Below are 23,753 nucleotides of genomic sequence, written 5' to 3' on the forward strand. Positions count from 1 at the left end.
AAATTGACTAATTCGCCTGAACGGGGGGTGGCGACATGATCCGGGTGCTGCTGGCGGAGGACATGCACCTCATTCGGGGTGCCCTCGTCGCTCTCCTCGGCCTGGAGCCCGACATGGTGGTGGTCTCCGAGGTCTCCTCGGGTGACGAGGTCATGCCGGAGGCGATCCGGCACGGCCCGGACGTCGCCGTGCTCGACATCAACATGCCCGGAGGCATCGACGGGCTCGCCGCGGCCGCCCTGCTCGCCGAAAGGCTTCCGGATTGCCGGGTGCTGATCCTCACCTCACTCGGCCGCCCCGAGACGTTGCGCAAGGCGTTGTCGGCCGAGGTTCGGGGGTTCATGCTCAAGGATGCTCCGCCCGCCCAGCTGGCCGACGCGATCCGCCGGGTGGCCGCCGGGGAGCGGGTGATCGATCCGCAGCTGGCCGCGGCGGCGATCACAGGCAGGCAGAATCCGCTGAGCCTGCGGGAGGTCGAGGTACTGCGTACGGCCGCCGGTGGCGCCGACCTGTCGGAGATCGCGTCCACGCTCCATCTGACCAAGGGCACCGTGCGAAACTACCTGGGGGCCATCGTCACCAAGCTAGACGCCCGCAACCGCCTCGACGCCGTCCGTATCGCCACAGAGGCCGGCTGGCTGTAGCACCAGCAGCTCGAACCCGCCGCCTGGGACGGGCCCGGCCTCCAGCCGCCCGCCCATGGCCGCCACCCGCCCGGCCAGGTTGGCGATCCCCTGGCCACCGGTTCCGGCTTCCGCCTCCCGGTCACCGGCCCCGCCTTCGGCGACGCCGTCGTCGGTCACCCGGAACGTCACCAGCTCGCCGGCCCAGGCCATCTCGACGTGGCAGTGCCGCGCCCGGCTGTGCCGCAGCACATTGGTGACGGCCTCGCGGAGCACGACGGCCAGCAGCGCGTCGACGGGCTGCGGGACCCGCGGCCAGGGCGCGGTGCCGAGGTGGACGGTCACTCCCGCGGCGGTGAGGATTTCGCGGGCCGAAGCGAGTTCGGTCTCCAGTGACAGGCCGGGATCGTCGTCCCGTGGGATGGCGCGCAGGTCGGCCAGGGCACGGCGGGCGATCTGCGCGATGCCGGCGAGTTCCTGCCCGGCCCGCTCGGGGGCCCGTAGGGCCAGCTCACCCTTGACCACGATGGCGGACAGCCCGTAGCCGAGCAGGTCGTGCACGTCCCGGGAGATCCTGCGCCGCTCCCCGGCGACCGCGATCTCGGCCAGGGCCAGCCGTGCCTCCCGTACCTGGAAGACCAGACCGGTGTGCAGTGCCAGCCCGTAGAACATCGTCGAGATCGCCACGGCGTTGAACGTCCAGTAGAGGTTCTCCCCCGAGGCGACCCCGCGCAGCAGCAGCGTCGCGCAGACTCCCAGGATGATCGCACCGAAGATCGACCACATGGCCCACGCCGCACGCCCGTACCTGAGGACCAGCACGGACCCGGCGGCGAAACCGACCAGCTGGGGATAAGGCTGGTCGGGCGAGAGGAGGGGCAGACAGGCGAGCACCAGTTGCGCCGGCAGCGTCCACGCCGCGTACGGGGGTCGCACACCGGGAGGGCGTGGCAGGGAGTGGTAGAGCTGGAGCCCGATGACCCCGGTGACGGCGAGGAGGGCTCCGGGGAGCAACCAGGCGGGTGGGCGCGCCTCCCACAGATAGATCGCCGAGACGATCAGAAACCCGGTGTGCGCGGCGATCAGAATGGGCAGCGCGAGCCGGGGGGTCAGGTCGCTGCGCGGCAGTTCCACCGGAGGACCCGGTGTCTCCCGGGCCCGGGCGGCGGCCTCGCGCGCCAGCGCCAGGATCTTCTCCGTTCTCGCCTTCGCCGCGAGGCCGATGATGGCCGACAGGCTGGAGCCGAGAACGGAGTCCAGAGCCAGGGAGGCCCGTTCGCGCTCCGCCACCACGGACTCGGTGGCCAGCTCGCCCCGGGCGGCATGCAGTTCGGTCCGCAGATCGCTCAGCCGGGTCACCCCGAACACGATCAGCCCCTGGGACAGTGCGTTGACCATGGCGTTGGCACAGGTGTAGGCGTCTTCGAGGTTGAGCAGCCCGGCGACGGCCACGACCCCGGTGAAGATCACCCAGCGGGCCGGCCCTCGCACGATGAGGAGCACCGACGCGGCCAGCAGCCCGGGTGCCCCCTGACCCGCCCAGGGGAAGAGCATCGCCTGGGCGGCCAGGCTCCACGGCCCGCGCAGCCATCTCAGCCGGGGCGCGCTGTGCACGATCTGCACGGCGAGCATCGCGGCGGCCGGCCCGTTCGGCAACGGGTGCAGTGGATCGAGGGCCACCCCCAGCAGAACCACCAGAATGACCACCACAGCGGAGGATTATAGGGGCTTTTGTCCTAATTCTGCGTTCTACATACTCCGTCGGTGTGCACCGCACTGGTGGTGCGTATTCCCAGGTTGGCACTGTGATCGTCATGAAGGTGAACGTCACGAAGCTCCTCGCGACAGTACTTACCGCCGGTGTGGTGTTCGGGCCGCAGACGCCGGCGGGAGCGGAGTCCGCACCGCGGCTCCGGGACGTCGGGGGACTGGTCGACCAGATCGTGCCCGCGCAGTTGGCCAAGGACCGGATCCCCGGCGCGGCGGTCGTCGTGGTCGCCGGTGGGCGGACCGTGTTCGCCAAGGGGTACGGCCTCGCCGACGTCACGACCAAGACTCCGGTGGACGTCGACCGTACGGGCTTCTTCACCGGGTCGATGAGCAAGCTGTTCACCGCCACGGCCGCACTGCAACTGGTGAGGCAGGGAAAGCTCGACCTGCACGCCGACGTCAACCGTTACCTCACCACATTCAAGATCAAGGACACCTATCCGGGCCGGCCCGTCACCCTCGACCATCTGCTGACGTACACGGCGGGGTTCGACGATGACGTTCTCGGGCTCGCCGAGGCCGACCCCGGGGACGTCACCTCCCTGGGCCGCAGCCTGGCCGACCGGCAGCCGAGCCGGATACACCCGCCAGGCGTCAAGGTCGCCTACAACAACTACGGCGTGGCACTGGCCGGATACCTCGTCGAGATCGCCTCCGGGCAGTCGTTCGCGCAGTACGTCGACCAGAAGATCCTCAAGCCGCTGGGCATGAGCTCCACCACCATGGCGGTGCCCCATCCGGCCGCGACCGACGCGACGCTCGCCCGTGGTTATCGCCCCGGCGGAGACGGCTACACCGCAGAGAAGGGTCAGTACGGTCCGTGGGCCCCCTCCGGGACCGGCCCCGTCACCACCGTCGCTGACATGGGCCGGTTCATGCTCGCCCAGCTGCGGAACGACCCCCTGCTCGGCCCGGACGTCGCCCGCGTGATGCAGGGGCAGCACTACACCCAGGACTCCCGGATGCCCGGTATGGGATACGTGTTCGAGCAGCGCCCCCGCGACGGCCGGCAGCTGGTCTACAAGGACGGGGACGTGCCCGGCTTCCACAGCGTCATGGCACTGCTGCCCGGCGAGGACATCGGGATCTACGTCGCCTACAACGGAGACGGCACCAACCTCGTGGCGAGCTCGGACGGGGTCCGCCTGGTCAACCGGATCGTCGACCGCTATCTCCCCGCCGCACCGGCCCGTCCGCAGGGCGTCAAGGGCGACGTCTCCCGGTTCGCCGGGACGTACCGGTCCGCCCGGGTCAGTCACAACAGCCTCATGAAGGTCGCCTCGCTGTTCTCCGCCCCGACCGTGGAGGCCGGCGCGGACGGCACCCTGACGACCACCGGGCTGTCGCCGGACCCGGCCAAGGAGACGCAGCACTGGATCCAGATCCAGCCCGGCCTCTTTCAGGAACGCGGCGGCCAGGACCGGATCGCCTTCGACGGCAAGGGGACGATGACCACCTCGGCGAACCCGGCGGAGGCCCTTGAGCGCCTCGCCTGGTACGACTCCCCGATGCCGCACATCGGCGTGCTCGGCTTCGGCGCGCTGGTGTTCGTACTCGCCCTGCTCGGCTTCCCGATCGTCGCACTCCTGCGCACGCTTCGCAGGCGTCCCCGGCATCCGGCCGGAGCCCGCGTCGCCCGGTCGCTCGCCTGGATCACCGGGTTGCTCGTCACCGTCTCCCTGATCGGCATCGCCCTGGTGACCTCCGACCCCAACGCCCTGATGGAGACCACGGCTCTCAACTCGCCGCGGCTGGCGGTCGTGCCGGTCATCGTGACGGTGGCCCTCGGATTCGCCGTGCCGGTGCTGCCGGCGGCCGTCGCGGCCTGGTGGAAGGGCTGGTGGGGTCTGCTCGGGCGGCTGTCCTACACGCTGATCGCGCTGACCGGGGTGGCGTTCTTCAAGGTCGTGATGATCTACAACCTCGTCATCCTGCCGTTTCCCGCGAACTGAGGCCGCCACGAACGAACCTCTCCCACCGGCCCGCATCGCCGGACGACGGCGAGCGTTGCGGGCCGATGAGGGATGGAGACCGCCCCCGGTCTACTCGATCGTGGACAGGTCCAGGATGTACGCCTTGTCCCCGATCGTGTAGGCCATCAGCGCATCGAGCCGGCTTTGGGGAATGCCTATGCGCCCTTTCGTATCCGGTCTTAAGCCGAGGTCGGCCATCCTGCCGGTCTCCACGTCGTAGAGGGCCACAACGTTCTCTCCCTTCGGTCCGTGGAGAATCTGCTTTAAGAACCGCTCAAAGTTGAGGTCAAACGGGGCGGTGTCCGGCAGTGGTCTTTCCCCGGAACCGTCGCGGTTGCGGACGAAGCTGCGCAGGATGACCCGCTTTTCCTCCACCTTGCCCGCGCACGGCTTGGCGGTGCAGGTGACCTGGCCCTTCTCATAGCGCACCTTTACGCCCGTGCACCGGATGACACCGCACCTGACCTCCTCGTCGGCCGCGACCACGGCGTCGCGCCGTTCACCGGTCTCGGCGTTGAACAGTTTGAGGAAGCCGTTTCCTGCTCGATGGTCACCCACCCACGGCCATTGCAGGATGCGCTGCCGCTCGGCGCCCTTCACCGGTTGCATCTGGCCCCCGCTCAGCGGCACCCGGTAGACACCTCCCTTCTCGTAGGCGAAGATCACGTTTTTGCCCACGACGGTCAGGTCGGTGATCCGGCCCAGCTGCTTGGTGGCGTTTCCCATGGGAACGTCGCTCACCGGCCGTGGCGTACCGCCCCGGACCGGCACCGTCCAGATCTGGGCGACCTGGTTCCTGCCCGCCTCCTTGAACGCCCACCAGACGATGTTCCCGCCTCCCGCCGCGATGTCGTCGGCGAAGCTCTGCGAGCCCTTCGTCAGGGGGATCTCGGCGATCCGCGTGGGCTTTCCGCTGTTCAGGTCGTAGCTCCACAGGAACCGGCGCTTCTCCCTGATCTCCGTGGTCACCAGCAGTGTGCGATCGTCCAGAAGCAACTCCGGGTAGTAGCCGCGGCCGTCGGGCAGCGTGGCAGGGATCTTGTGTACGGCCTGCGGCCACACCTTCTCGATGGACGGAGGGATGACATCCGCCGGCGGTTTCGCCCTGTCTGTCGGCTTGCCCGTTGGTTCGTCCGTCGCGTTGGCCGCGGGCTGCGGTACGACCGACGTGCGTACGTTCTTCACCACCGTGCCCGCCCCGCCGATCACCACGACCACGGCCGCGGCCGCGAGCAGGGCGGCGGACCGCGCCCGCCGCCGGCGATGACGTGCCTTGACCGTCGCGGACAACCCCGCCGACGCCCGCGGCGCCCGGTCCGCCGCGTCGGCGAGAAGGCGGCTCAACTCGTTTTCAAGATCGTTCATCGCGGGCTCCCGTGGGTCGCGGGCGAGGGGGCGAGGGAGGACCGCAGTTTGTCCAGGCCCCGCGAGGCCTGACTGCGTACGGTTCCCGGGGAGATGCCGAGCACCTTGGCGATCTCGGCGTCGGTGAGCTGCTCGTAGTAGCGCAGCACCAGTACGGCGCGCTGCCTGCGGGGCAGCGCGGACAACTCCTCCCAGAGCCCCTGCTGCTTCTCGAAGGGGAAGACCTCGTGACCGGCCCGATCCGGAGGGTCTCCGGTGAGGTGTTCACGCCTGTGCCGCCGCCAGATGCTGATGTGCAGCCGCGCCATCGTGGTCCGCGCGTAGCTGTTCGGATTGTCCTTGCGCCGCACCCTCGGCCAGGCCCTGCGCACCCGGAAGAGGGTCTCCTGAAGGAGATCGGCGGCGTCGTGAGGATTTCCGGCCAGGACATATCCGTAGCGGAGCAGCGCGTCCGCGTGCTCGGCCACGAATCTGTCGAAGCCGGGTTCGTCGTCCAATGGGGGTCCTTTCTCGATCCTCGGAACCCAGACGACTCAAGGGGCCGAAGTGTTGCACCGCGCGGCGAGATGTTTTCCGGACTCCCCGGAGTCTCGCCCGGGCCGGCCCGCCGCTTCCCCCTCTCGGGTCCGAGCCGCGAGACAGAAGGGCCGCCCGAGCCGGTGCTCCCCGTTCACCTCGCGTCGCGGCCGGTCGCGCGGTGTGCGACTCCGCAATGACGCACGGGCACCTGCGCAAAAAGCCAAAGGACTAATGAAGCTACAGAGCAAGGTTACGAAACTATTTCGCAGGAACCTTGTGGAACGAGGCATCGGAGTTTTAATGTCACCTCACCTTCACAACGTCCGCTCCGCCTCGAGCATCCCCGGGTGCTCACCCCCCAGAGAAACGAGCATTCGATGTCACGCAGCATCACAGGAGCCGTATCGAGGTGGTCCGGCAGACCACCGCGAAGGACCACTGTCGCGGCGATGACCGCGGTCACCGTCGGCCTGAGCGTCGTCCTCGGCGGCCCGGCCCTCGCCGACAGAGGCCCGAACGGCTCATCGACCCCCGTCGTGACGCGCGCCGCCCTCGCCCCGTCGCTCGTCGCGGGCCGGGGAGCCGATGTCGACTTCGCCGAGCAGGAGGCGGAGAACGCCGCGACGAACGGCACGACCATCGGCCCTGACCGCACCGCGTACACGCTGCCGTCGGAGGCGTCCGGCCGTAGGGCGGTCAAGCTGACGGCCGGGCAGCACGTCGAGTTCACGCTGCCGAGCAAGGCCAACGCGATCACCGTGCGCTACAGCATTCCGGACGCGCCGGGCGGCGGCGGCATCACCGCGCCGCTCAACGTCACGGTGAACGGCGGGGCCAAGAAGACCATGACCCTCACGTCGCAGTACGCGTGGCTGTACAACCAGTATCCGTTCACGAACGACCCGAACGCCGATCTGCTCCACCCCGACTGGTGGATCACCGAGTGCGCCTGCGTGCCCAACGCCACGACGCCGGCCCCGACGATCACGAAGCCGTTCCGTCCGACGCACTTCTACGACGAGCAGCGGCTCCTGCTCGGCAAGACGTACCGCGCGGGTGACAAGGTGCGGCTCACGGTCCCCGCGGGGAGCAACGCCGCGTGGACGGTCATCGACCTGCTCGACTCGGAGCTCGTCGGCGCGCCGCACGTCAGGCTCCTCGCGGCGAACGTGCTGGCGTTCGGCGCCGACCCGTCCGGCCGGCGCGACTCGGCCGACGCGTTCGACAAGGCGATCGCCTTCGCCAAGCGCAGCCGTCTCAAGGTCTACATCCCGCCGGGCACCTTCCAGGTGAACCGCCACATCATCGTCGACAACGTGACGATTGAGGGCGCCGGCAACTGGTACACGATCATCAAGGGCCGCGAGGTCGCCCTCGGCACCCCGGCCCCCGACGGCTCGGTGCACACCGGCGTCGGTTTCTACGGCAAGGACGCGTCGGCCGGCGGCAGCAAGAACGTCCACCTGTCCGGCTTCGCCATCGAGGGTGACGTCCGCGAGCGCATCGACACCGACCAGGTGAACGGCATCGGCGGGGCGCTGAGCGACTCGACCGTCGACGGCCTCCACATCCGCCACACCAAGGTGGGCATGTGGTTCGACGGGCCGATGAAGAACCTGAAGATCACGAACAACGTCATCGTCGACCAGATCGCCGACGCCCTCAACTTCCACGGCGGTGTCACGGACTCGGTCGTGTCGAACAACTTCGTCCGCAACACCGGTGACGACGGCCTCGCCCTGTGGTCCGAGAAGATCGCCAACGCCCGCAACACGTTCGACCGCAACACCGTGCAGACGCCGACCCTCGCGAACGGCATCGCCGTCTACGGCGGTACGGACAACACCGTCTCGAACAACCTCGTCGCCGACCCGATCCGCGAGGGCAGCGGCATCCACGTCGGCTCCCGCTTCGGCGCCGAGGCGTTCGCCGGGCAGCTGTCGATCAAGGACAACACCACCGCCCGGGCCGGCACGTACGAGCTGAACTGGAACATCGGCCTGGGGGCCATCTGGCTCTACGCGCTCGACAAGAACATCGAGGCGGACATCCAGGTGGTCGGGAACCACTTCCTCGACAACACCTACAACGCGATCATGCTGGTCAGCGACTGGGGAGTGAAGGACCTTTACTCGATCACGAACGTCCACTTCAAGGACATCAGGGTCGACGGCACCGGAACCTCGGTGGTCAGCGCCCGGGTGAAGGGGTCCGCCTCCTTCGAGAACGTGGACGCCCGCAACGTCGGCGCGGTCGGCGTCAACAACTGCGGCTCGTTCAACTTCCCGCCCACCGGTTCGGAGTTCTCGCTGACGGACCTCGGCGGCAACGACGGCGGCGGCACCACCGGAGCCTGGCTCGCCCCGTGGATGCTGCCGAACACCATCACCTGCGACGACCGCCCGCCGGTCGTCGCGCCTCCGGCGCCGTCCCCGTGGTGACCCTCCACCGGGCGCGCCTCTAACCGGGAAACGCGTCTCCGAGAGCGGGGAAAGCACGTTTCCGGGAGCCGGAAAAGGAGTGACCCCGGGGCCTGCCCCGGCCCCGGGGTCCGAACGGCGGTGCCGCCCGGCGGACGTCCGGGCCGCCCGCCGGGCACCACCGGTCCGCGCATACCATTCAGCGGTGGATGTTCTGGAGCCGGAGGAGTGGCAGGCCCGGGCGGAGGCCCACCGCCGACGGGTCGAGGTGTGGGCGGCCCCGCACCTGGCGCGCAGGGCGCGGGGCGAGACCCATCCCATCGAGGACTTCCTGTTCACCTACTACGGGCACCGGCCGGCGCGGCTGCGGCAGTGGCATCCGGGCGCCGGAGTGGTCCTGAAGGGGGCACGCGACTTCGGCCGCGACTACCTCGACATCCCCGAGGGGGCCGTGCTCGACACCGCGGCGCTGATGGACAGGCGCGGGGACTCCGTCGCGTGGATCGCGCGACTGCTGGCCGCCACCGCGTCACGGCCGGCGTTCCTGGGCTGCTTCGGCCTGCACGAGTGGGCGATGGTCTACAAGACCACGGAGGTACGGCACGACTCCTGGCCGCTGCGGCTCAGCGGGGAGGAGATCGCGGAGGTGGTGGACCAGCGGGGCGTGCGGTGCGGCCATTTCGACGCGTTCCGCTTCTTCACCCCGGAGGCGCGCCCGCTCAACGCGCTGCAGCCGACGCGGCAGCTGCAGGAGGAGCTGGAGCAGCCGGGCTGCCTGCACGCCAACATGGACCTGTACAAGTGGGCGTACAAGCTGTCGCCGCTGGTGAGCGGCGAGCTGGTCGCCGACTGCTTCATGCTGGCCCGGGACATCCGCGCCGTGGACATGCGGGCCAGTCCGTACGACCTGAGCTCGCTCGGCCATCGGGCGATCCGGATCGAGACCCCCGAGGGACGCGCCGAGTACGCCGCCGAACAGCGGGGGTTCGCCGAGCGGGCGCGGCCGCAGCGGCAACGCCTGCTCGACGCCTGCGAACGCCTGCTCGCCGGCACCCGCCCCTGAACCGCTGTCCGTAGACGGCACGATCGTCGCGGCTTCGCCCGCCGGGGATCCCGCGGAACTCGGGCGACGAGCGACGCCGCGGGACGTCCGAACGACGGACGCCCCGCGGCGGTGCCACCTGACAGTGCGGACCGGGTCCGCCGTGGTGATCAGCTTCCGTAGACCTCGAAACCGAACAGGGAGTAGCCCCACGCCGTGGCCCGGGTGGTGCCGAGGATGCGAACGTACCGGGCGGAGTTGCTCAGACCGGTGTTGTCGTCCTCACCGCCGTTGCCGCCGGTCACCGTCCGGGCGGTGGTCCAGGTCGTGCCGTTGGGCGAGGTCTGGATCTGGTACGCCGACCCGTAGGCCGCCTCCCATACGAGGCGCACCCGGTTGATCGTGTACGTGGCGCCCAGGTCGACCTGGATCCACTGCGGGTCGGAGAACGCGCTGGCCCACCGGGTCGTCGCCGACCCGTCCACCGCGGCCGAGGCCGGGTAGGCGGCCGCCTCCACGCTGGACGCCGTCGCCGGCTTGTTCAGCGCGAGGTTCGTCGACGTCGGCGGCTGCGTTCCGCTGGTGAACGTGAAGGAGTCGATGTCGAACAGCGAGCCCGCGCCACCGGTGAAGACCAGGAACAGGTTCGTCGTCCCGGACGGCGGCGTCACGGTGCCGGTGACGTTGACCCAGGTCTCCCAGCCGCCGGTCGGCGCGACCGTGGCCGTGCCGACCACCGCCCCGGTCGCCGAACCGGCCCGCAGGGTGAGCGTGCCACCGGCGCCGGCCGACGCGACCCTGGCCGTGAACGACGTGACCCCGGTCAGGTTGTACGGCGTGAACGAGATCCAGTCCCCGTTCTCGACGTACCCGATCGCGTTGCCGCCGGCTGCCGACGGCTTCGCCACGACCTGCACGCCCTGCTGGGCGCTGTAGTGCTCGGCCTGGCGGGTCCGCGGCTGCAGGACGGCCTGCGGCGCGTGGACGGCCGTGGTCGAGCCGACCGGGGTGTACTCCGCGTCGAAGACGCCGAAGATGTTCGCGTTGGCGTCGTGCTCACCGTCCACGGGGGTCTGGATGGTGCCCGAGCAGCCGGTCGCGCTGGTCATCTGGTGGCCGTGGCTGTCGTGGCCGAGGATGTAGTTGATCTTCACCCGGCTGCAGTCGATGGTCGGGGAGTTCGGATCGGTGACGCTGATCTGGAACGGGACCGCGTCGCCGAAGTTGAACACCCGCCCGTTGAGCGGGAGGCTGAGGGTGACCGTCGGTTGCCCGACGCTGACGGTGATGCTCGCCGTGGCGCTGCGACCGGTGTTGTCGCTCACCGTCAACGTCGCCGTGTACGTGCCGTTGGCCGCGTAGGTGAACGTCGGGTTGGCCGCGGTCGAGTCGGTGCTGCCGTTCGTCGTGAAGTCCCACGCGTACGTGATCGGGTCGCCGTCCGGGTCGGTGGTCCCGGCCGAGCTGAACTGCACGGCGAGCGGCGCGTTGCCGGTCTTCGGGGTGGCGTTGATCGCCGCGATCGGGGCCTGACCGGTTCCCGAGTTGTACTCGATCCTGTACACGGCCGAGTTGGCGTCGCCGCCGAACCAGCCGGTGCCGTAGTCGAGCACGTACAGCGCGCCGTCCGGCCCGAACTCCGTGTCCATCACCTGGGTGCCGGTCCAGGAGGGGAAGGGCTCGATCGCTCCCACCCCGCCGCCGGCGGCCACGGTGACCGTCTTGATCCACCGCCGGCCGAACTCGCTGATGAACACCTTGCCGTTCATCGACGCCGGGAACTTCACGTCCGAGACGAGCCCGGCGTCGTAGTTGTAGACCGGGGCGCCCATCGGCGACCAGCTTCCGCAGCACAGCTCCGACCGGTCCTGGCCGACTCCGTACGGCAGCCAGGCCGCGCGCGAGGCCGGGAGCTGGGTGATGCCGGTGTTGTTGCGTGAGTTGTTCACCGGCCCGCCGGCGCAGTTGAACGCGGCGCCCGAGGGTCCGGACGGGAAGGTGAAGTCGACGTAGGGCACGTTGAACTGCGAGCAGTACGGCCAGCCGTAGTTGCCGGGCTGGGTGATGCGCTCGAACGAGACCGACGCCGCGGGGCCACGGGTGGCGCTGGCGGTGCCCGAGTCCGGCCCGTAGTCGCCCAGGTAGACCGTGCCGGTGGCCCGGTCCACGTTCATCCGGAACGGGTTGCGGAAGCCCATCGCGTAGATCTCGGGCCGGGTGTTCGCGGTGCCGGGCGCGAACATGTTGCCCGCCGGGACGGTGTAGCCGCCGGCCGCGCTCGGCTTGATCCGCAGCACCTTGCCCCGCAGGTCGTTGCTGTTGCCGGAGGTGCGCTGCGCGTCGAAGGCCGGGTTGCGGTCGGTCCGCTCGTCGATCGGCGTGTAGCCGCTGGAGTCGAACGGGTTCGTGTCGTCGCCGGTGGAGAGGTAGAGATTGCCGGCCGCGTCGAAGTCGATGTCGCCGCCGACGTGACAGCACATGCCGCGGCTGGTGGGGACGTCGAGGACGGTGACCGCGGAGGCCGCGTTGAGGGTGTTGTCCGCGTTGACCGTGTACCGGGCCAGCCGGTTCACCCCGTTGAACGGGGCGAACTGGGCCGCCGTCCCCGAGGCCGGCGCGTCACCGCCCGGGGTGGACAGCGGCGGCGCGTAGTAGACGTACACCCACCGGTTCGACGCGAAGTTCGGGTCGGCCTTGATGCTCTGCAGGCCCTCCTCGTCGTGCGTGTACACCGGGATGGTGAGCGCCACCTTGGTGTTGCCCAGCACGTCGGTGTAGCGGATCGTGCCGTCGCGCGACGTGTGCAGCACGCCCCGGTTGGGCAGGACGGTCAGGCCCATCGGCTCGCCGGTCTCCGCCGCGCCCTTGGCCAGCGTCACCTGGGTGTAGCCGGGCGCCGCGAGCGCCGCCGTCTCCGACGTCGCCTTCGATGCGATCTTCGACACGGTGTTCGGCGCGGCCTGCGCTGGAGGGGCCAGGCTGAGGGCGGTCGCCAGTACGGCGACGCATGAGACTAGTTTTCGTAACATGATCGGTGCTGCTCGCTTCCTGTAGTACGAGTCCATACAGGCGTGCGCCGATCACGCCAACGACGCGGAGAGACGAGGGAATCCGTCAGCGACGTCGTTCGGACAAACTGTGACCACTTTGGTTAAAACAGTCAACATGTCTCTGTCAGGAGTTGTGAGTCACCTCGCCTTCTGGCGCCGAGGGGTAAGGGCAGCCGTCAAGCGGCCGCGGGCGGACGTGTCGGAGGGCATCACGAAGGTGGCCGTCGCCGGTCGTCATGGGTGGCCATGGCGATGGGACATGGGGCCGCCTCGCTCACCGGCCGGGGAAGCCGGTGATCGGGAAGGCCGGTGATCGGGAAGGCCGGTGATCGGGAAGGCCGGTAGTCGGTGGGCGCCGGTGCCGTCGGCGCCCACCGGTCTTCGCCGGCGGGTGACGAGCGGGGCCGGGTCGGCGGAGCGGTCGGCGTCCATCCCCGCCGGCCCGGCTGTCCCACTCGTGTCGGCGGCGCGGCACCACCTGGCGCCGCGCCGGCCGTCAGCGGATCGCGGCGGGACGGATCAGCAGTCGCATGACGACCTCCAGGCTGTTCGTGGGGGGTGGTGGGGACCGGCCGACCGTCGACCACGGTGCGGGGTCGCGGTCGGTGGAACTGCGTGATCAGGTGCGGTGGTACGAATGCGAGGTGAGCCGGGGTCGTGGGAACCCGGTGATCGGTACGGCCCGTGCGCCTGTCCCGGCTGCCGCCGTACGGTGCCGAGTCCTATGGGTGAGGTGGTCCGCTCCCGGCCGCTCCGGTTCGACGGCCGTGCGCACGCGCTGCGATTCGAGCCGACCACCGATCTCGGCCTCGGACGGCGAGCCTCGTCGCGCAGGAGATGAAGGGCGCGGTGCTGCAGTCGCAAATTGCTGCACCTCCTGAACTTTCGCCACCTTTATGGCACGTTCTGGCGCGATCTTAAAATGTTACGTACAAACTGTCTAGATGTTACGGTCGAATCCGTCAAACTTTTGTCGTTCCAGGACTAAAGTCCAGCACTGTTGATCGAAACTCCCGCGACGCGGCACCAGGAAAGTGGCGCGGCACAGAGAAGCGGCATGTCGCCGGAACGTTCGCCCGGAGCCGGACGCGGTTCGCACGCGCCATCCACCCGTCGCCGAACGCTCGATCCGTACAAGCAAACGCATGCTTGACCATCAGGGTTATACGCGATCTCTTAGGTGAGGCGGCCGGGCCTCATGAAGATCTTGACGCTGTCGGCACGGCGTGTTGTGATCCAGGTATTCGTTATTTCATGCCTATTTGGTAGGGAATGGGGCGGTTATGAGGGTTCTCCGGCGTGCGGCTGCGATGGCCGCGCTCCTGGTGGGCGCGGTCGGCATCCAAGTCGTCCAGGGCGGAGCGGCGCAGGCGGCTCTGCCCGCCGCCGCCGTCGCGCTCGGCGACAGTTTCGTCAGCGGGGAGGGCGCGGGGGACTACCAGCCCGTCGTCGACGCCTCCGGGACGGCACAGTCCTTCCCCGGCTGGTCGGCGGCCAACGGCAACGCCTACTTCTGCCACCGGTCGGCGAACGCCTCGCTGTTCAAGGCGTCGTTCCCCGGTATCCAGGACCGCTTCAACCTCGCGTGCTCCGGCGGCCAGCCCGCCGACATCGCCAACCCCTCCGGTGCCCGCGCCAAGGGCCGCTCCGTCGCCTCGCAACTCGACCAGCTACGCGCCGTCGCCCAGACCCACGACATCGACGTCGTCCTCGTCGGCCTCGGTTCCAACAACAGCCAGTTCACCTTCGGCGACGTGGCCACGGTGTGCGCCAACCGCTTCATCGCCGACGCCTGGACAGGCTGGTGGGAGTTCTGGGCCTACCTGGGCGGCGACGTGCCGCAGGAGCCCTGCACCGTCTCGGATCTGGCCTCCGACGCCGAGGTCGCCGCCGCCACCACCGAGACCACCGCCGCCCTGCGCCAGATCCTCGACACCCTCGCCCAGGTCGACGCCGACGGCGTCCACCAGGTGGTCCTGCAGACCTACACCAACCCGCTGCCGCTCGACGTCGCCCCGCAGTACCGGGACGAGGACAACCGCACCGACACCCGCGACAAGTTCCGCGACCTCGGCGCCGAGCGGTACGCCGCCGGCTGCCCGATCCACCGCGCGAGCCTCGCCCCCGGGCACGTGTTCTCCCAGAACCTCGGCTCCCTGGTCAAGAACGCCTACACCACGCTGGCGGCCGAGCGTCCGACGGCCGACCTGCGCGTGCTGGACGTCCAGAAGGCGTTCGACGGGGCCCGGCTCTGCGAGAACCCCGGCAGCCCGGCGGGCGCGCTCGCCACGCCGGTCCGGGTGCAGGACGGGCCGACCGGCACGTACGTCACCAACCTGTCCGGTTGGGACAAGATCGGCGTTCAGCGGGTGGCGAACACCTGCGTCACCTACTTCCAGACCTGCCAGGAGGCGTGGCACCCCAACGCCGCGGGCCACACCGTCCTCGGCCAGTGCCTGACCGGCGCCCTCACCGCCGCGTCCCGTACGATCGTCACGTGCGCCCGTAACGCGAACGGCACGCTCACCGTCTCCTGACGTCTCCCCTTGATGCGCGACTTGATACGCGACAGCGCGCGCCCTGCCTCCGGGGAGCGCGCCGTCGCAGCGGGGCTTCCCGCCGTCCTGCGAAACCGGCCGTGCTTGAGGTCGCCCCGATTGCGATACCTCTCGGACGGCCCGGCGATAAAGTCCGCGCGTGCGTTGATCTTCCGGGCGGCGGCCAAGTGCCGCCGTGGACGGTGCGGGCGACCCCCCGGCCGGCGGGGCCGCCCCAACAGGCATACCCGCCACCATCCCTTCCGGAGATCGCACGATGCCCACTCAGCGCCCCCTCACCTACCGCGCGTTCGTCGAGCTCGCCGCCACCGACCCCGCCGTCGTCGGCCTCGTCCTCAAGGGCTCCCGTGCCCACGACGACATGACCACCGAGCACTCCGACCACGACCTGTACGTCGTCCTCGCCGACGGCGCGACAACGGATCTCACCCGGTTCGCCGGCCACCGCACTCCTGAGCTCGACCTCGTCATCGTCTCCCTCACCGAGTTTCGCGCGGCTGGAATGCCCGGCTTCGAGCGCTATGCCCTCGCCCGCGCCCGGATCGTGCTCGACCGGCTCGACGGAGGCATCGCCCAGATCCTGGCCACCAAGGCGCGGCTCAACGCCGATGAGGCATTCCGGAACTCCGGTGAATGGCTCGACGCCTATGCCAACTCCCTCTACCGCTCCGTCAAGAACGACCGTGACGGACATTCACTCGCCGCCCGCCTCGACGCCGCCGACAGCATCCGGTTTCTGCTGGAGCTGCTCTTCGCTCTCGACCGTCGCCCACGCCCCTACAACAAGTATCTGGAATGGGAACTCGCCCGATGCCCCTTGCCCGGCTGGGACACCGGGATGCTGCTGGAGGCCGCGAACCGCATCTCGGGAACGGGCGACGTGCCCCTGCAACGGCGCCTCTTCGCCCAGGCCGAGGCAGCGGCCCGACGCGCCGGGCACGGCGCGGTGCTGGACGCATGGGGCGAAGACCTTGACCTGATGCGACCGCAATAGGGCATACCGCGAAAGGCGCCCGCGCCGCTGTGGCACCACCCGAGAATCGTCGTCGCCCTGGCCGCCGCCCGCGACGTGATCATCGACGGGAAGGGGCGTAGGGCATGGTGCTGCCTGGAAACGGCTCGCTGAACGAGCCTTGTCCATCAACCGGAAAAGAAAAATCCTGGCCACTTTGGTAAGTGGCCAGGACCTCATACATATCGGTGTGTCCGAGGGGGGACTTGAACCGTTCGCCCATCTCCTGAGTAGCTTCGACGCTCCGTGGCTGGACCTCTCATGTCCGGAATAGGCGCACAGGGAAGCGGCACCCGCACCCATTTCAACGAGATCGGGCCCTGCTTCGCGCCACACGCCCATGCCGGGGAAGTCCAGCAGCCACCAGCTCGGGATCTTCAGCAGACAATCTCAGCTAAGCCCAGGACAGCGATGACAAGGGGTCAGGGCCTCGGTGATTGCCACACCGAACCCCTTCCTGCATCCCGGCAATTTGATCAACCCGGGACCCGGGCGATGCGCCCCTCCTCTGCCGGGGAGGCGGTGCCGATCGAAGGGGCTTGGGTCGGGCGCACTCAGCGCGATCGGTACGGGGACCGGATCATCCTGGGCTTTGCGGTGGCTGTCCTGCTGGCAGTCGCAGGCGCGGCCGCCTACGTCTCATACCACCACTTCTATGGTCTGGCGATCGTTCTCGGTGAGCGGCACGACATGGCCATTCTGTATCCGGCGATGTCTGACGGTGTGATCGTCATGGCGTCGCTGGTGATGGTCTACTGCTCGCGTCGTCGGCTACGTGTGCCGGTGCTGGCATGGGTAGCGCTTGCATTGGGCGGTGCGGTGACGCTGGCGGCGAACGTGGCGCACGGCTGGTCCGGCGGACTCGGGTCGCGCCTGGTCAGCGCTCTGGCACCGCTGGCCTTCGCGGGCGCGTACGAACTGCTCATGTGGATCGTCCGGAACACCCGACAACCGTCCATCGAGACGCCGGCCAAGGACCACGTGTGCCAGCCCGTTGAGACTCTCGTTGAGGTGGAACGCGTGGTGCCGCTGCTACCCACCGACCGGTACGAGGCGGCGCGGCTCACCTATATCGAGAGCCTTAGTGAGGGCAATCAGAGGGTCGGCCGACGCCCGCTGATGAGCCGGTGGGGGCTGGAACAGCGTGAGGCCGAGGAGATCATCACCGAGGTGGAGAAGGAGCGGAGCAATGATCGAAACCTGTGGATCTGCCGGGGAGGGGTGTACCTTCCCGGATCATCCGATGATGGTTTCGAGATAAGGCCGACGTTGGCGCGTCGGTCGGGAAGGCACACCCGTGCCGCTCACCGTAGTGCCCGAACCGCCCGCTGACGACAGCTCATCGACGGCCGCCGCCTCCTCGTTGATCGATGAGATCGTCCGTGAGGGCGCCCGTAAGATGCTGGCCGCCGCGTTGCAGGCCGAGGTGGACGCCTACATCGCCGCCTTCGCTGACGAGCGCGATGCGGCCGGTCGCCGTCTGGTGGTGCGTAACGGCTCCCATCAGCCGCGCGAGATCCTCACCGCGGCCGGCGCGATCGAGGTCACGGCCCCGCGCGTCAACGACAAGCGCATCGACGAGCAGACGGGTGAGCGTCAGCGGTTCTCCTCATCGATCCTGCCGGCCTGGGCGCGTAAGACCCCGCAGGTCAGCGAGGTGTTGCCGCTGTTGTACCTGCACGGCCTGTCCTCGGGCGATTTCATCCCCGCGCTGGGCCAATTCCTCGGCTCGACCGCGGGCCTGTCCGCGCCGGTGATCACTCGTCTGACCGAGACCTGGAAGGGCGAGCAGCGCGCGTTTGCCGCCCGCGACCTGTCCGGCGCCGACTACGTCTACCTGTGGGTCGACGGCATCCACGTCAACATCCGGCTGGAGGAGCACAAGCTGTGCCTGCTGGTGATGATCGGGGTGCGCGCTGATGGCCGCAAGGAACTCGTCGCGCTGAGCGACGGCTATCGGGAGTCGGCTGAGTCGTGGGCCGATCTGCTGCGCGATGCCAAAAGGCGCGGGATGCGGGCGCCGGTGCTGGCGATGGGGGACGGTGCGCTGGGGTTCTGGTCCGCGCTTCGGGAGGTGTTTCCGCAGGCCAGAGAGCAGAGGTGTTGGTTTCACAAGATCGCTAATGTGCTGGGGGCGCTGCCGAAGTCCGCTCACCCCGCAGCGAAGAAGGCCCTGGCCGAGATCTGGAACGCCGAGGACAAAAACCATGCCCAGGCCGCGGTCAAGGGCTTCCAGGCCGCCTACGGCGCCAAGTATCCCAAGGCCGTGACCAAGGTGGTCGACGACCTCGAGGAGCTGCTCGCCTTCTATGACTTCCCGGCCGAGCACTGGGTGCACCTACGCACGACCAACCCGATCGAGTCGACCTTCGCCACCGTCCGGCACCGCACCAAGGTCACCAAGGGGCCCGGCTCACGCGCTGCCGGGCTGGCCATGGCGTTCAAGCTGATCGAGTCCGCCCAGGCCCGCTGGCGCGCGGTCAACGCCCCTCATCTGGTCGCGCTGGTCCGCGCCGGGGCGACCTTCACCGGCGGCAAGCTCGTCGAACGACCCGACGACCACGTCCCATCCGCAGCCGCTTAAAAGATCTTGATCCACAGGTATTGACGATTGCTCGAAGGAGCGGGCCCACGCCATCGTCGAGGTGGCCGATTCGGAGAGTGTCGTGCCGCCGCCGGGAGGCCTCCGTTCGACCGGCACGAGCGAGGCCTGTGGCGCGTAGTAAAAGACATCGGTAACGGGGTGGTCGGGTCGTCCTCCAATCGCCTAGTTCGATCATCGGGCGGTCCCCCATTCTGAAACGATCAAGGTTCTGGGCCGCGATAAATCATTTATCGCGGCCCAGAATTGGCACCAAGATCAATTTGAGTTCCGTAGAGCATAGGCTCGTGCAGCCGAACACCGCTTGTGACTAGAGGACTCGTACGTCCAAAGCAACGGCAAGACGACTGATGGAGATAAAGAATGAGGCGCACGAGCGCCCGGCCAAGACAGTAGCTAGGAAGATGCTGGGGGCGTGCGCCCTTTCCTGAACCTCAGTAGCATCGGCACGATGCCGCAGCATTGTCTCCGCGACCGATGCCGACTTATATCTACCAATGTGTTCACGCACACGGGGAGACCACCGCCGGCCGATCACGTACTTTCTGGGCGGCGCGCATGACACGGGTGCGGCTTACGGGATCTTGCCTTTGACCTCCACTTGCTCGTGTCGATAGCGATGCCCGCCACACCGGATAGGACATCGCTGGGAATTAAGCGGTTGACGCGAAACGGATGTTCTCCACGATCTGCGCCGGGAGTGCAGTAAGAGCAGTGACACTGCGAGGCGAGCTAAGAAACTCTAGGAGCCTTGCTGGTTGCTCGGGGGGACCGAGTGGGACCGGCTCGACGCGCCGCCATCCTCTCGCGGATGCGGTCTTGATGGCGGTGAGGTAGGTGGTGTCTTTCATCTTGCCCAGCGTCTTGGCGCGCATGAGCAGGGCGGCCAAAGAGACTTGCCACTGCTGCTTGAGCGCGAACAGTTTTGGCCAGTCGACGGTGCTCGGTAGGTGGTCGTAGATGTCGATTGCGGGCATGAGGAGAGCTGCCGCGAACTGGTGGGCCTGGGTCTCGACCTCTTTGACGCCCCATATCTGCTCGCCGTGGAGGATGAGATGGCCGAGTTCGTGGGCGCAGTCGAAACGCGAGCGGGCGCGGTCGTTTTTGTCGGTGCTCAGGACGACGACCGAATGGTCGGCGAAGGGCAGGGAGAAGGCGTCGACGTCCGTATTGCCGAGCGGCAGACGGATGACTGTGACCCCGTGTGCTTCAAGTAGTCCGACGACATTGGTCAGCGGTCCAGGCGGGACATCCCAGAGCGATCGAATGCGCGCGGCGGCCTGCTCTATCTCGTCGATTCCGGCGTCCAGCCCGCTCACGGGGATCGTTGGCACGTTGGTGGGGGGAAACAGGCCTGCTTGGGCAGCCTCGATGGCGAGGTCGTGGGCGACGTGTGCGATTGCTCGGGCGCGTCGTCGGTCGGCGATGGATGTCCGTCGCAGCGAGCGGAAGAAGCCCTCGTGGCTCTCCGTCATCGGCATGTGGAAGAACCCGAGGGGTACGGCGAGCAGTCGGCTCAGGATGGCGATCGTGTCGGGACTGGGGCGAGCCGCGCCGCTCTCGAATTGGCTGATCGCGGCAGGCGTGAGGCCTGCTTCGCCTGCCAGCTTCGCCTGGCTCCATTGCGCCAGTTCTCGGGCTGTGCGGAGGCGTATCCGGTCGAACGCCTGCGTGCTCATCTCTTCCCCTCGCCTACTTTTCTTCCCTCATCTTGTCGGATCCCGGTGTCGCCCGCCCGTTTGGGTGGTCCATCGGAGTGTGGGTCGCACTGTCAGTGTAGAAGTTCACACGGAAAATGATGTCGTGGTATTAAGTATCTTCGATAGTAGAGATCGCCCTCGGTGGTCTCCTCGGAGCGGCGGTACGGAGGTCGGTTATGTTGACCGAGCGTTTCCAGATTCTGTCCCTGGACGGGGGAGGGTTCCGCGGCATGTTCTCCGCCGCGGTCCTGGCCCGCCTGGAGGAGGATCTCGGCACCCGGATCGTCGACCACTTCGATCTCATCGCGGGCACCTCCACCGGTGGGATCATCGCCCTGGGCCTAGGCTTGGGCCTGTCGCCCAAGGAGATCCTCGGCTTCTACACCGAGCACGGCCCGAGGATCTTCCGGGATCGCAGCCGGATGCGTGTCTTGCGGCATGTGATGCGGGCCAAGTACGGCTCTGAGCCACTGCGGACGGCCCTCGCGGAAGTCTTCGGTGACCGTACCTTCGGGGAGAGTACCAAGCGGCTGGTGATCCCCTCGTACAACATCGCCGCTGATGATGTTTACCTCTTCCGGACGCCGCACCTGTCGACCCTGAAGCGAGACTGGCGTGAAAGCGCGGTCAACGTCGCACTGGCCACCTCGGCCGCGCCCACCTACCTGCCAGGGATGCACCTAGACGGCGCCCGGCTCGTCGACGGAGGGGTGTGGGCGAACAACCCGACGATGGTCGCGCTGACCGAGGCGGTCGGGCCTCTCAACATTCCGCTGGAGAAAATCCGCGTGTTCAGCCTCGGCACCACGACCGATGTCCGCACCCGCCACCGCCGACTCGACAAAGGCGGTCTCCTGCCCTGGGCGGGCGACGCCGTCGAAGTGCTCATGCGCGCGCAGAGCGAAAGCGCTGCCAAACAGGTACGGCATTTCGTCGGGAAGGACAACGTGCTCCGCCTCAACCCGACGGTCCCCACGCGCGCCTTAGCACTGGACAAGGTCGACATCGACACCCTGTACGGACTCGCTGGTCACGTCAGCCGTGACGCCTCGCCATCCGTCCACCGGACCTTCTGCGACCACCTCGCGCCAACGTTCAACCCTCACTACCCCGTACGAGAGGACTGACATGACGTTGCTGACGCCGGAGACGAGCGCGGACACGCTCGCCGACATGCTGTCGATGCTGCTCGACGGGGCCGTGGAGGCACTCGATGTCGCCCCGGACCTGGAGAAAACGACCATCAACTGCTACGAGGAGGTAGGCGGCTGGCTTGCTGAGAACGGCAGCCCTGGCTGCCGAATCTACCCCCAGGGATCCTTTCGCCTCGGCACCGTCGTCCGGCCCGCTACAGAATCCGGCGAGTACGACATCGACCTCGTGTGCTGGCTGCCGCTGGCGAAGGAGAGCATCACCCAGGACGCTCTCAAGCAGCGAGTGGGCGCTCAACTACAGAGCTACATGGCCTGGAAGAACGCCCGGCGTGACACCGACGGTCCCAAGAGCCTCGAATCTCGCCGCCGCTGCTGGACGATGGGCTACGAGGGATTCCACCTTGACGTCCTGCCGACCATCCCCGACGAGGAGCACCAGCCTGACGGGATCCTCCTTACAGACGAAAACTTCTGGAAGTGGCAGCACAGCAACCCCATCGGGTACGCGGACTGGTTCCGTGGGCGCTCTGAGCTGCTTCACGGTTTCGAAGCCAAGCGGCACCCCAGCGTCGCCAGCGTGCCCGCCTGGTCGGCTCGCACGCCGCTCCAGCGCGTCGTGCAGATCCTGAAGTGGCACTGCATGATCCTCTTCGAGGAGGACCCCGACAACCGTCCCCCGTCCATCCTCATCACCACCCTCGCCGCCCGCGCGTACACCGGCGAACGCGACCTCTTCACCGCTACGCGGATGGTGCTCGACCTCATGCCGAGCTTCATTGAGAACCGGGACGGCACGTGGTGGGTGCCCAACCCCGCGCACGAGGGTGAAAACTTCACAGACAAGTGGAAGGAGTATCCCGAGCGGAGGAAGGCGTTCTACACCTGGCTCGAAGACATCAGGGCCGCCATGAACGACTTGGCTGGCATGGAGACCAAGGGGGTGCACGTCGTTTTCGCTCGCCTTGCCGAGGCTTTCGACCGCGACCCCATGCGCCACTCAATCAACCGGTATGCCGACCTCATGGGCAGTGCCTCCACGAAACTGCGGATGACTTCGACAGGCCTGCTCTCCGCTGCTCCCACCGAGACCGGTCCGCGTAACAGTAGGCACACGTTCTATGGTCAGCACTCCGCGTCGCGCCATTAATCTCGGCCGGCAGTTGGCCGCGATCCAAGCGGTCCTGCCGCATGCGCAGGGGGTCGTACATCGCGGCCATCTGGTTTGTACCGTCACGCTTCAGCCCAACGTCCTCTGCCGCGTCTACACGGTGAAGGTCACTTACCGACATCGAAGCAGCCCACGGGTGAGAGTCATTGACCCTCTCCTTGAACTGCATCCACGTGCTACGAGCCTCCCGCACGTGTACAGCGGGGGCGACCTATGCCTTTACTTTCCAGGGGAGTGGACCGAAGACATGCTCCTGGCCAGGACGATCCTGCCGTGGACGTGTGAGTGGCTTCTGCACTACGAGCTGTGGCTGATCACTGGGCGCTGGGCGGGCAGCGGTGAGGACCATACGGTGTCACCGGCCGACGAGGACGCTGAAAGTGAGAGATGAAGCGGGTTGGGATCGGTTGGTTTCTGACGGGCCGCCGGAACGCCTTATCTACAAGTGCACCGGTAGCGCTGTCCGGTCCGGCACCATCCCATGGCTAGACGCGATTGAAGGCCTAGTCGACGGCCGCAGTCGGCATGTTCCGCCGATTACTCCCGATCCCGTCTCGTCCTGAAAATCATCATTAACAGCGGCTAATTGGCCGACATGCCCAAATATTCTTAAGTTGGTAAATTTGAGCCTAGTTCAATCTGAATGTGGATTTTTTCGGTCTGGGGTTGGCTCTGAAGGGGGCCCTGGGGCAACCCTCTACCTCCGGGTGCGCCTACCTGCTGCCGCGTATGTGTGCCAAACGGACTAGGGTTCCTATCGTGCCTAAGCGTCAACTACGGGAGTCTCTTAAGTATGT

At 67.8% G+C, this 23,753-nt stretch carries 16 protein-coding genes; 11 read left to right on the forward strand and 5 right to left on the reverse strand.

Annotated elements, in window-relative coordinates; translation table 11 throughout:
* Positions 1-35: 35 nt before the first annotated feature.
* Positions 36-644 carry a response regulator transcription factor gene (locus tag J2853_RS35740; protein ID WP_307565138.1) on the forward strand — a complete coding sequence of 203 codons (609 nt, stop codon included), beginning with the start codon at positions 36-38 and terminating at the stop codon, positions 642-644.
* On the opposite strand, the gene J2853_RS35745 is transcribed toward J2853_RS35740, so the two are convergent.
* Complete coding sequence (locus tag J2853_RS35745) at positions 585-2,333, reverse strand: sensor histidine kinase (RefSeq protein WP_307565140.1); 1,749 nt, start codon at positions 2,331-2,333, stop codon at positions 585-587. The genes J2853_RS35740 and J2853_RS35745 overlap by 60 nt on opposite strands.
* Positions 2,334-2,437: 104 nt before the next feature.
* Here J2853_RS35745 and J2853_RS35750 point away from each other — a divergent pair, with 104 nt between their 5' ends.
* Positions 2,438-4,345, forward strand: a complete 1,908-nt coding sequence (locus J2853_RS35750) for a serine hydrolase domain-containing protein (protein ID WP_307565142.1) — start codon at positions 2,438-2,440, stop codon at positions 4,343-4,345.
* A gap of 90 nt (positions 4,346-4,435) precedes the next feature.
* Here J2853_RS35750 and J2853_RS35755 read toward each other — a convergent pair whose 3' ends face one another.
* Positions 4,436-5,731: a TolB family protein gene (locus J2853_RS35755; RefSeq protein ID WP_307565144.1), complete on the reverse strand. Its 1,296-nt coding sequence runs from the start codon at positions 5,729-5,731 to the stop codon at positions 4,436-4,438.
* On the reverse strand, positions 5,728-6,228 hold the full coding sequence (locus J2853_RS35760) for a SigE family RNA polymerase sigma factor (protein WP_307565145.1): 501 nt from the start codon (positions 6,226-6,228) through the stop codon (positions 5,728-5,730). Before J2853_RS35760 ends, J2853_RS35755 begins: the two co-directional genes overlap by 4 nt.
* A 471-nt stretch (positions 6,229-6,699) precedes the next feature.
* Between J2853_RS35760 and J2853_RS35765 the strand changes: the two genes are divergently transcribed.
* A complete protein-coding gene (locus J2853_RS35765) occupies positions 6,700-8,691 on the forward strand; it encodes a glycosyl hydrolase family 28-related protein (protein ID WP_307565146.1) in 1,992 nt (663 codons plus the stop codon).
* A gap of 184 nt (positions 8,692-8,875) precedes the next feature.
* Entirely contained in the window at positions 8,876-9,733 is an 858-nt protein-coding gene (locus J2853_RS35770; RefSeq protein ID WP_307565148.1) for a 3-methyladenine DNA glycosylase, read from the forward strand.
* 149 nt (positions 9,734-9,882) lie between these two features.
* Here J2853_RS35770 and J2853_RS35775 read toward each other — a convergent pair whose 3' ends face one another.
* Positions 9,883-12,741, reverse strand: coding sequence for a carbohydrate-binding protein (locus J2853_RS35775; protein WP_307565150.1), 2,859 nt, complete (start codon positions 12,739-12,741; stop codon positions 9,883-9,885).
* A 1,304-nt stretch (positions 12,742-14,045) separates the two neighbouring features.
* Between J2853_RS35775 and J2853_RS35780 the strand changes: the two genes are divergently transcribed.
* The 4 genes from J2853_RS35780 (at position 14,046) to J2853_RS35795 (ending at position 18,916) form a co-directional block, all read left to right on the forward strand.
* Complete coding sequence (locus J2853_RS35780) at positions 14,046-15,299, forward strand: SGNH/GDSL hydrolase family protein (RefSeq protein ID WP_307565152.1); 1,254 nt, start codon at positions 14,046-14,048, stop codon at positions 15,297-15,299.
* A 277-nt stretch (positions 15,300-15,576) separates the two neighbouring features.
* The gene (locus tag J2853_RS35785) at positions 15,577-16,314 is read left to right on the forward strand and encodes a hypothetical protein (protein WP_307565154.1); all 738 of its coding nucleotides are present in this window, start codon (positions 15,577-15,579) and stop codon (positions 16,312-16,314) included.
* 540 nt (positions 16,315-16,854) lie between these two features.
* Positions 16,855-17,664 carry a DUF2637 domain-containing protein gene (locus tag J2853_RS35790; protein WP_307565156.1) on the forward strand — a complete coding sequence of 270 codons (810 nt, stop codon included), beginning with the start codon at positions 16,855-16,857 and terminating at the stop codon, positions 17,662-17,664.
* Entirely contained in the window at positions 17,645-18,916 is a 1,272-nt protein-coding gene (locus tag J2853_RS35795; protein WP_307568692.1) for an IS256 family transposase, read from the forward strand. The genes J2853_RS35790 and J2853_RS35795 overlap by 20 nt, the downstream gene beginning before the upstream one ends.
* A 671-nt stretch (positions 18,917-19,587) precedes the next feature.
* Here the strand turns inward: J2853_RS35795 and J2853_RS35800 are convergent.
* Positions 19,588-20,613, reverse strand: coding sequence for an XRE family transcriptional regulator (locus J2853_RS35800; protein ID WP_307565159.1), 1,026 nt, complete (start codon positions 20,611-20,613; stop codon positions 19,588-19,590).
* A gap of 197 nt (positions 20,614-20,810) precedes the next feature.
* Here J2853_RS35800 and J2853_RS35805 point away from each other — a divergent pair, with 197 nt between their 5' ends.
* The 3 genes from J2853_RS35805 to J2853_RS48230 are packed head-to-tail and all read left to right on the forward strand — an operon-like array spanning position 20,811 to position 23,347.
* Positions 20,811-21,761: a CBASS cGAMP-activated phospholipase gene (locus tag J2853_RS35805; RefSeq protein ID WP_307565161.1), complete on the forward strand. Its 951-nt coding sequence runs from the start codon at positions 20,811-20,813 to the stop codon at positions 21,759-21,761.
* 1 nt (position 21,762) lies between these two features.
* On the forward strand, positions 21,763-22,935 hold the full coding sequence (locus J2853_RS35810) for a nucleotidyltransferase domain-containing protein (RefSeq protein WP_307565163.1): 1,173 nt from the start codon (positions 21,763-21,765) through the stop codon (positions 22,933-22,935).
* On the forward strand, positions 22,907-23,347 hold the full coding sequence (locus tag J2853_RS48230; RefSeq protein WP_465330049.1) for a type II CBASS E2 protein: 441 nt from the start codon (positions 22,907-22,909) through the stop codon (positions 23,345-23,347). Before J2853_RS35810 ends, J2853_RS48230 begins: the two co-directional genes overlap by 29 nt.
* Positions 23,348-23,753: the final 406 nt, after the last annotated feature.

It is taken from the genome of Streptosporangium lutulentum (genome assembly GCF_030811455.1).
GTDB classification, from domain to species: Bacteria; Actinomycetota; Actinomycetes; order Streptosporangiales; family Streptosporangiaceae; genus Streptosporangium; species Streptosporangium lutulentum.

Excerpts from the sequence above, each read along its gene's own strand:
- J2853_RS35740 (WP_307565138.1), top strand. The coding sequence starts at position 36 with ATGATCCGGGTGCTGCTGGCGGAGGACATGCACCTCATTCGGGGTGCC.
- J2853_RS35750 (WP_307565142.1), top strand. The coding sequence starts at position 2,438 with ATGAAGGTGAACGTCACGAAGCTCCTCGCGACAGTACTTACCGCCGGT.
- J2853_RS35755 (WP_307565144.1), bottom strand. The coding sequence starts at position 5,731 with ATGAACGATCTTGAAAACGAGTTGAGCCGCCTTCTCGCCGACGCGGCG.
- J2853_RS35765 (WP_307565146.1), top strand. The coding sequence starts at position 6,700 with ATGACCGCGGTCACCGTCGGCCTGAGCGTCGTCCTCGGCGGCCCGGCC.
- J2853_RS35775 (WP_307565150.1), bottom strand. The coding sequence starts at position 12,741 with ATGTTACGAAAACTAGTCTCATGCGTCGCCGTACTGGCGACCGCCCTC.
- J2853_RS35780 (WP_307565152.1), top strand. The coding sequence starts at position 14,046 with ATGAGGGTTCTCCGGCGTGCGGCTGCGATGGCCGCGCTCCTGGTGGGC.
- J2853_RS35785 (WP_307565154.1), top strand. The coding sequence starts at position 15,577 with ATGCCCACTCAGCGCCCCCTCACCTACCGCGCGTTCGTCGAGCTCGCC.
- J2853_RS35800 (WP_307565159.1), bottom strand. The coding sequence starts at position 20,613 with ATGAGCACGCAGGCGTTCGACCGGATACGCCTCCGCACAGCCCGAGAA.
- J2853_RS35805 (WP_307565161.1), top strand. The coding sequence starts at position 20,811 with ATGTTGACCGAGCGTTTCCAGATTCTGTCCCTGGACGGGGGAGGGTTC.
- J2853_RS35810 (WP_307565163.1), top strand. The coding sequence starts at position 21,763 with ATGACGTTGCTGACGCCGGAGACGAGCGCGGACACGCTCGCCGACATG.
- J2853_RS48230 (WP_465330049.1), top strand. The coding sequence starts at position 22,907 with ATGGTCAGCACTCCGCGTCGCGCCATTAATCTCGGCCGGCAGTTGGCC.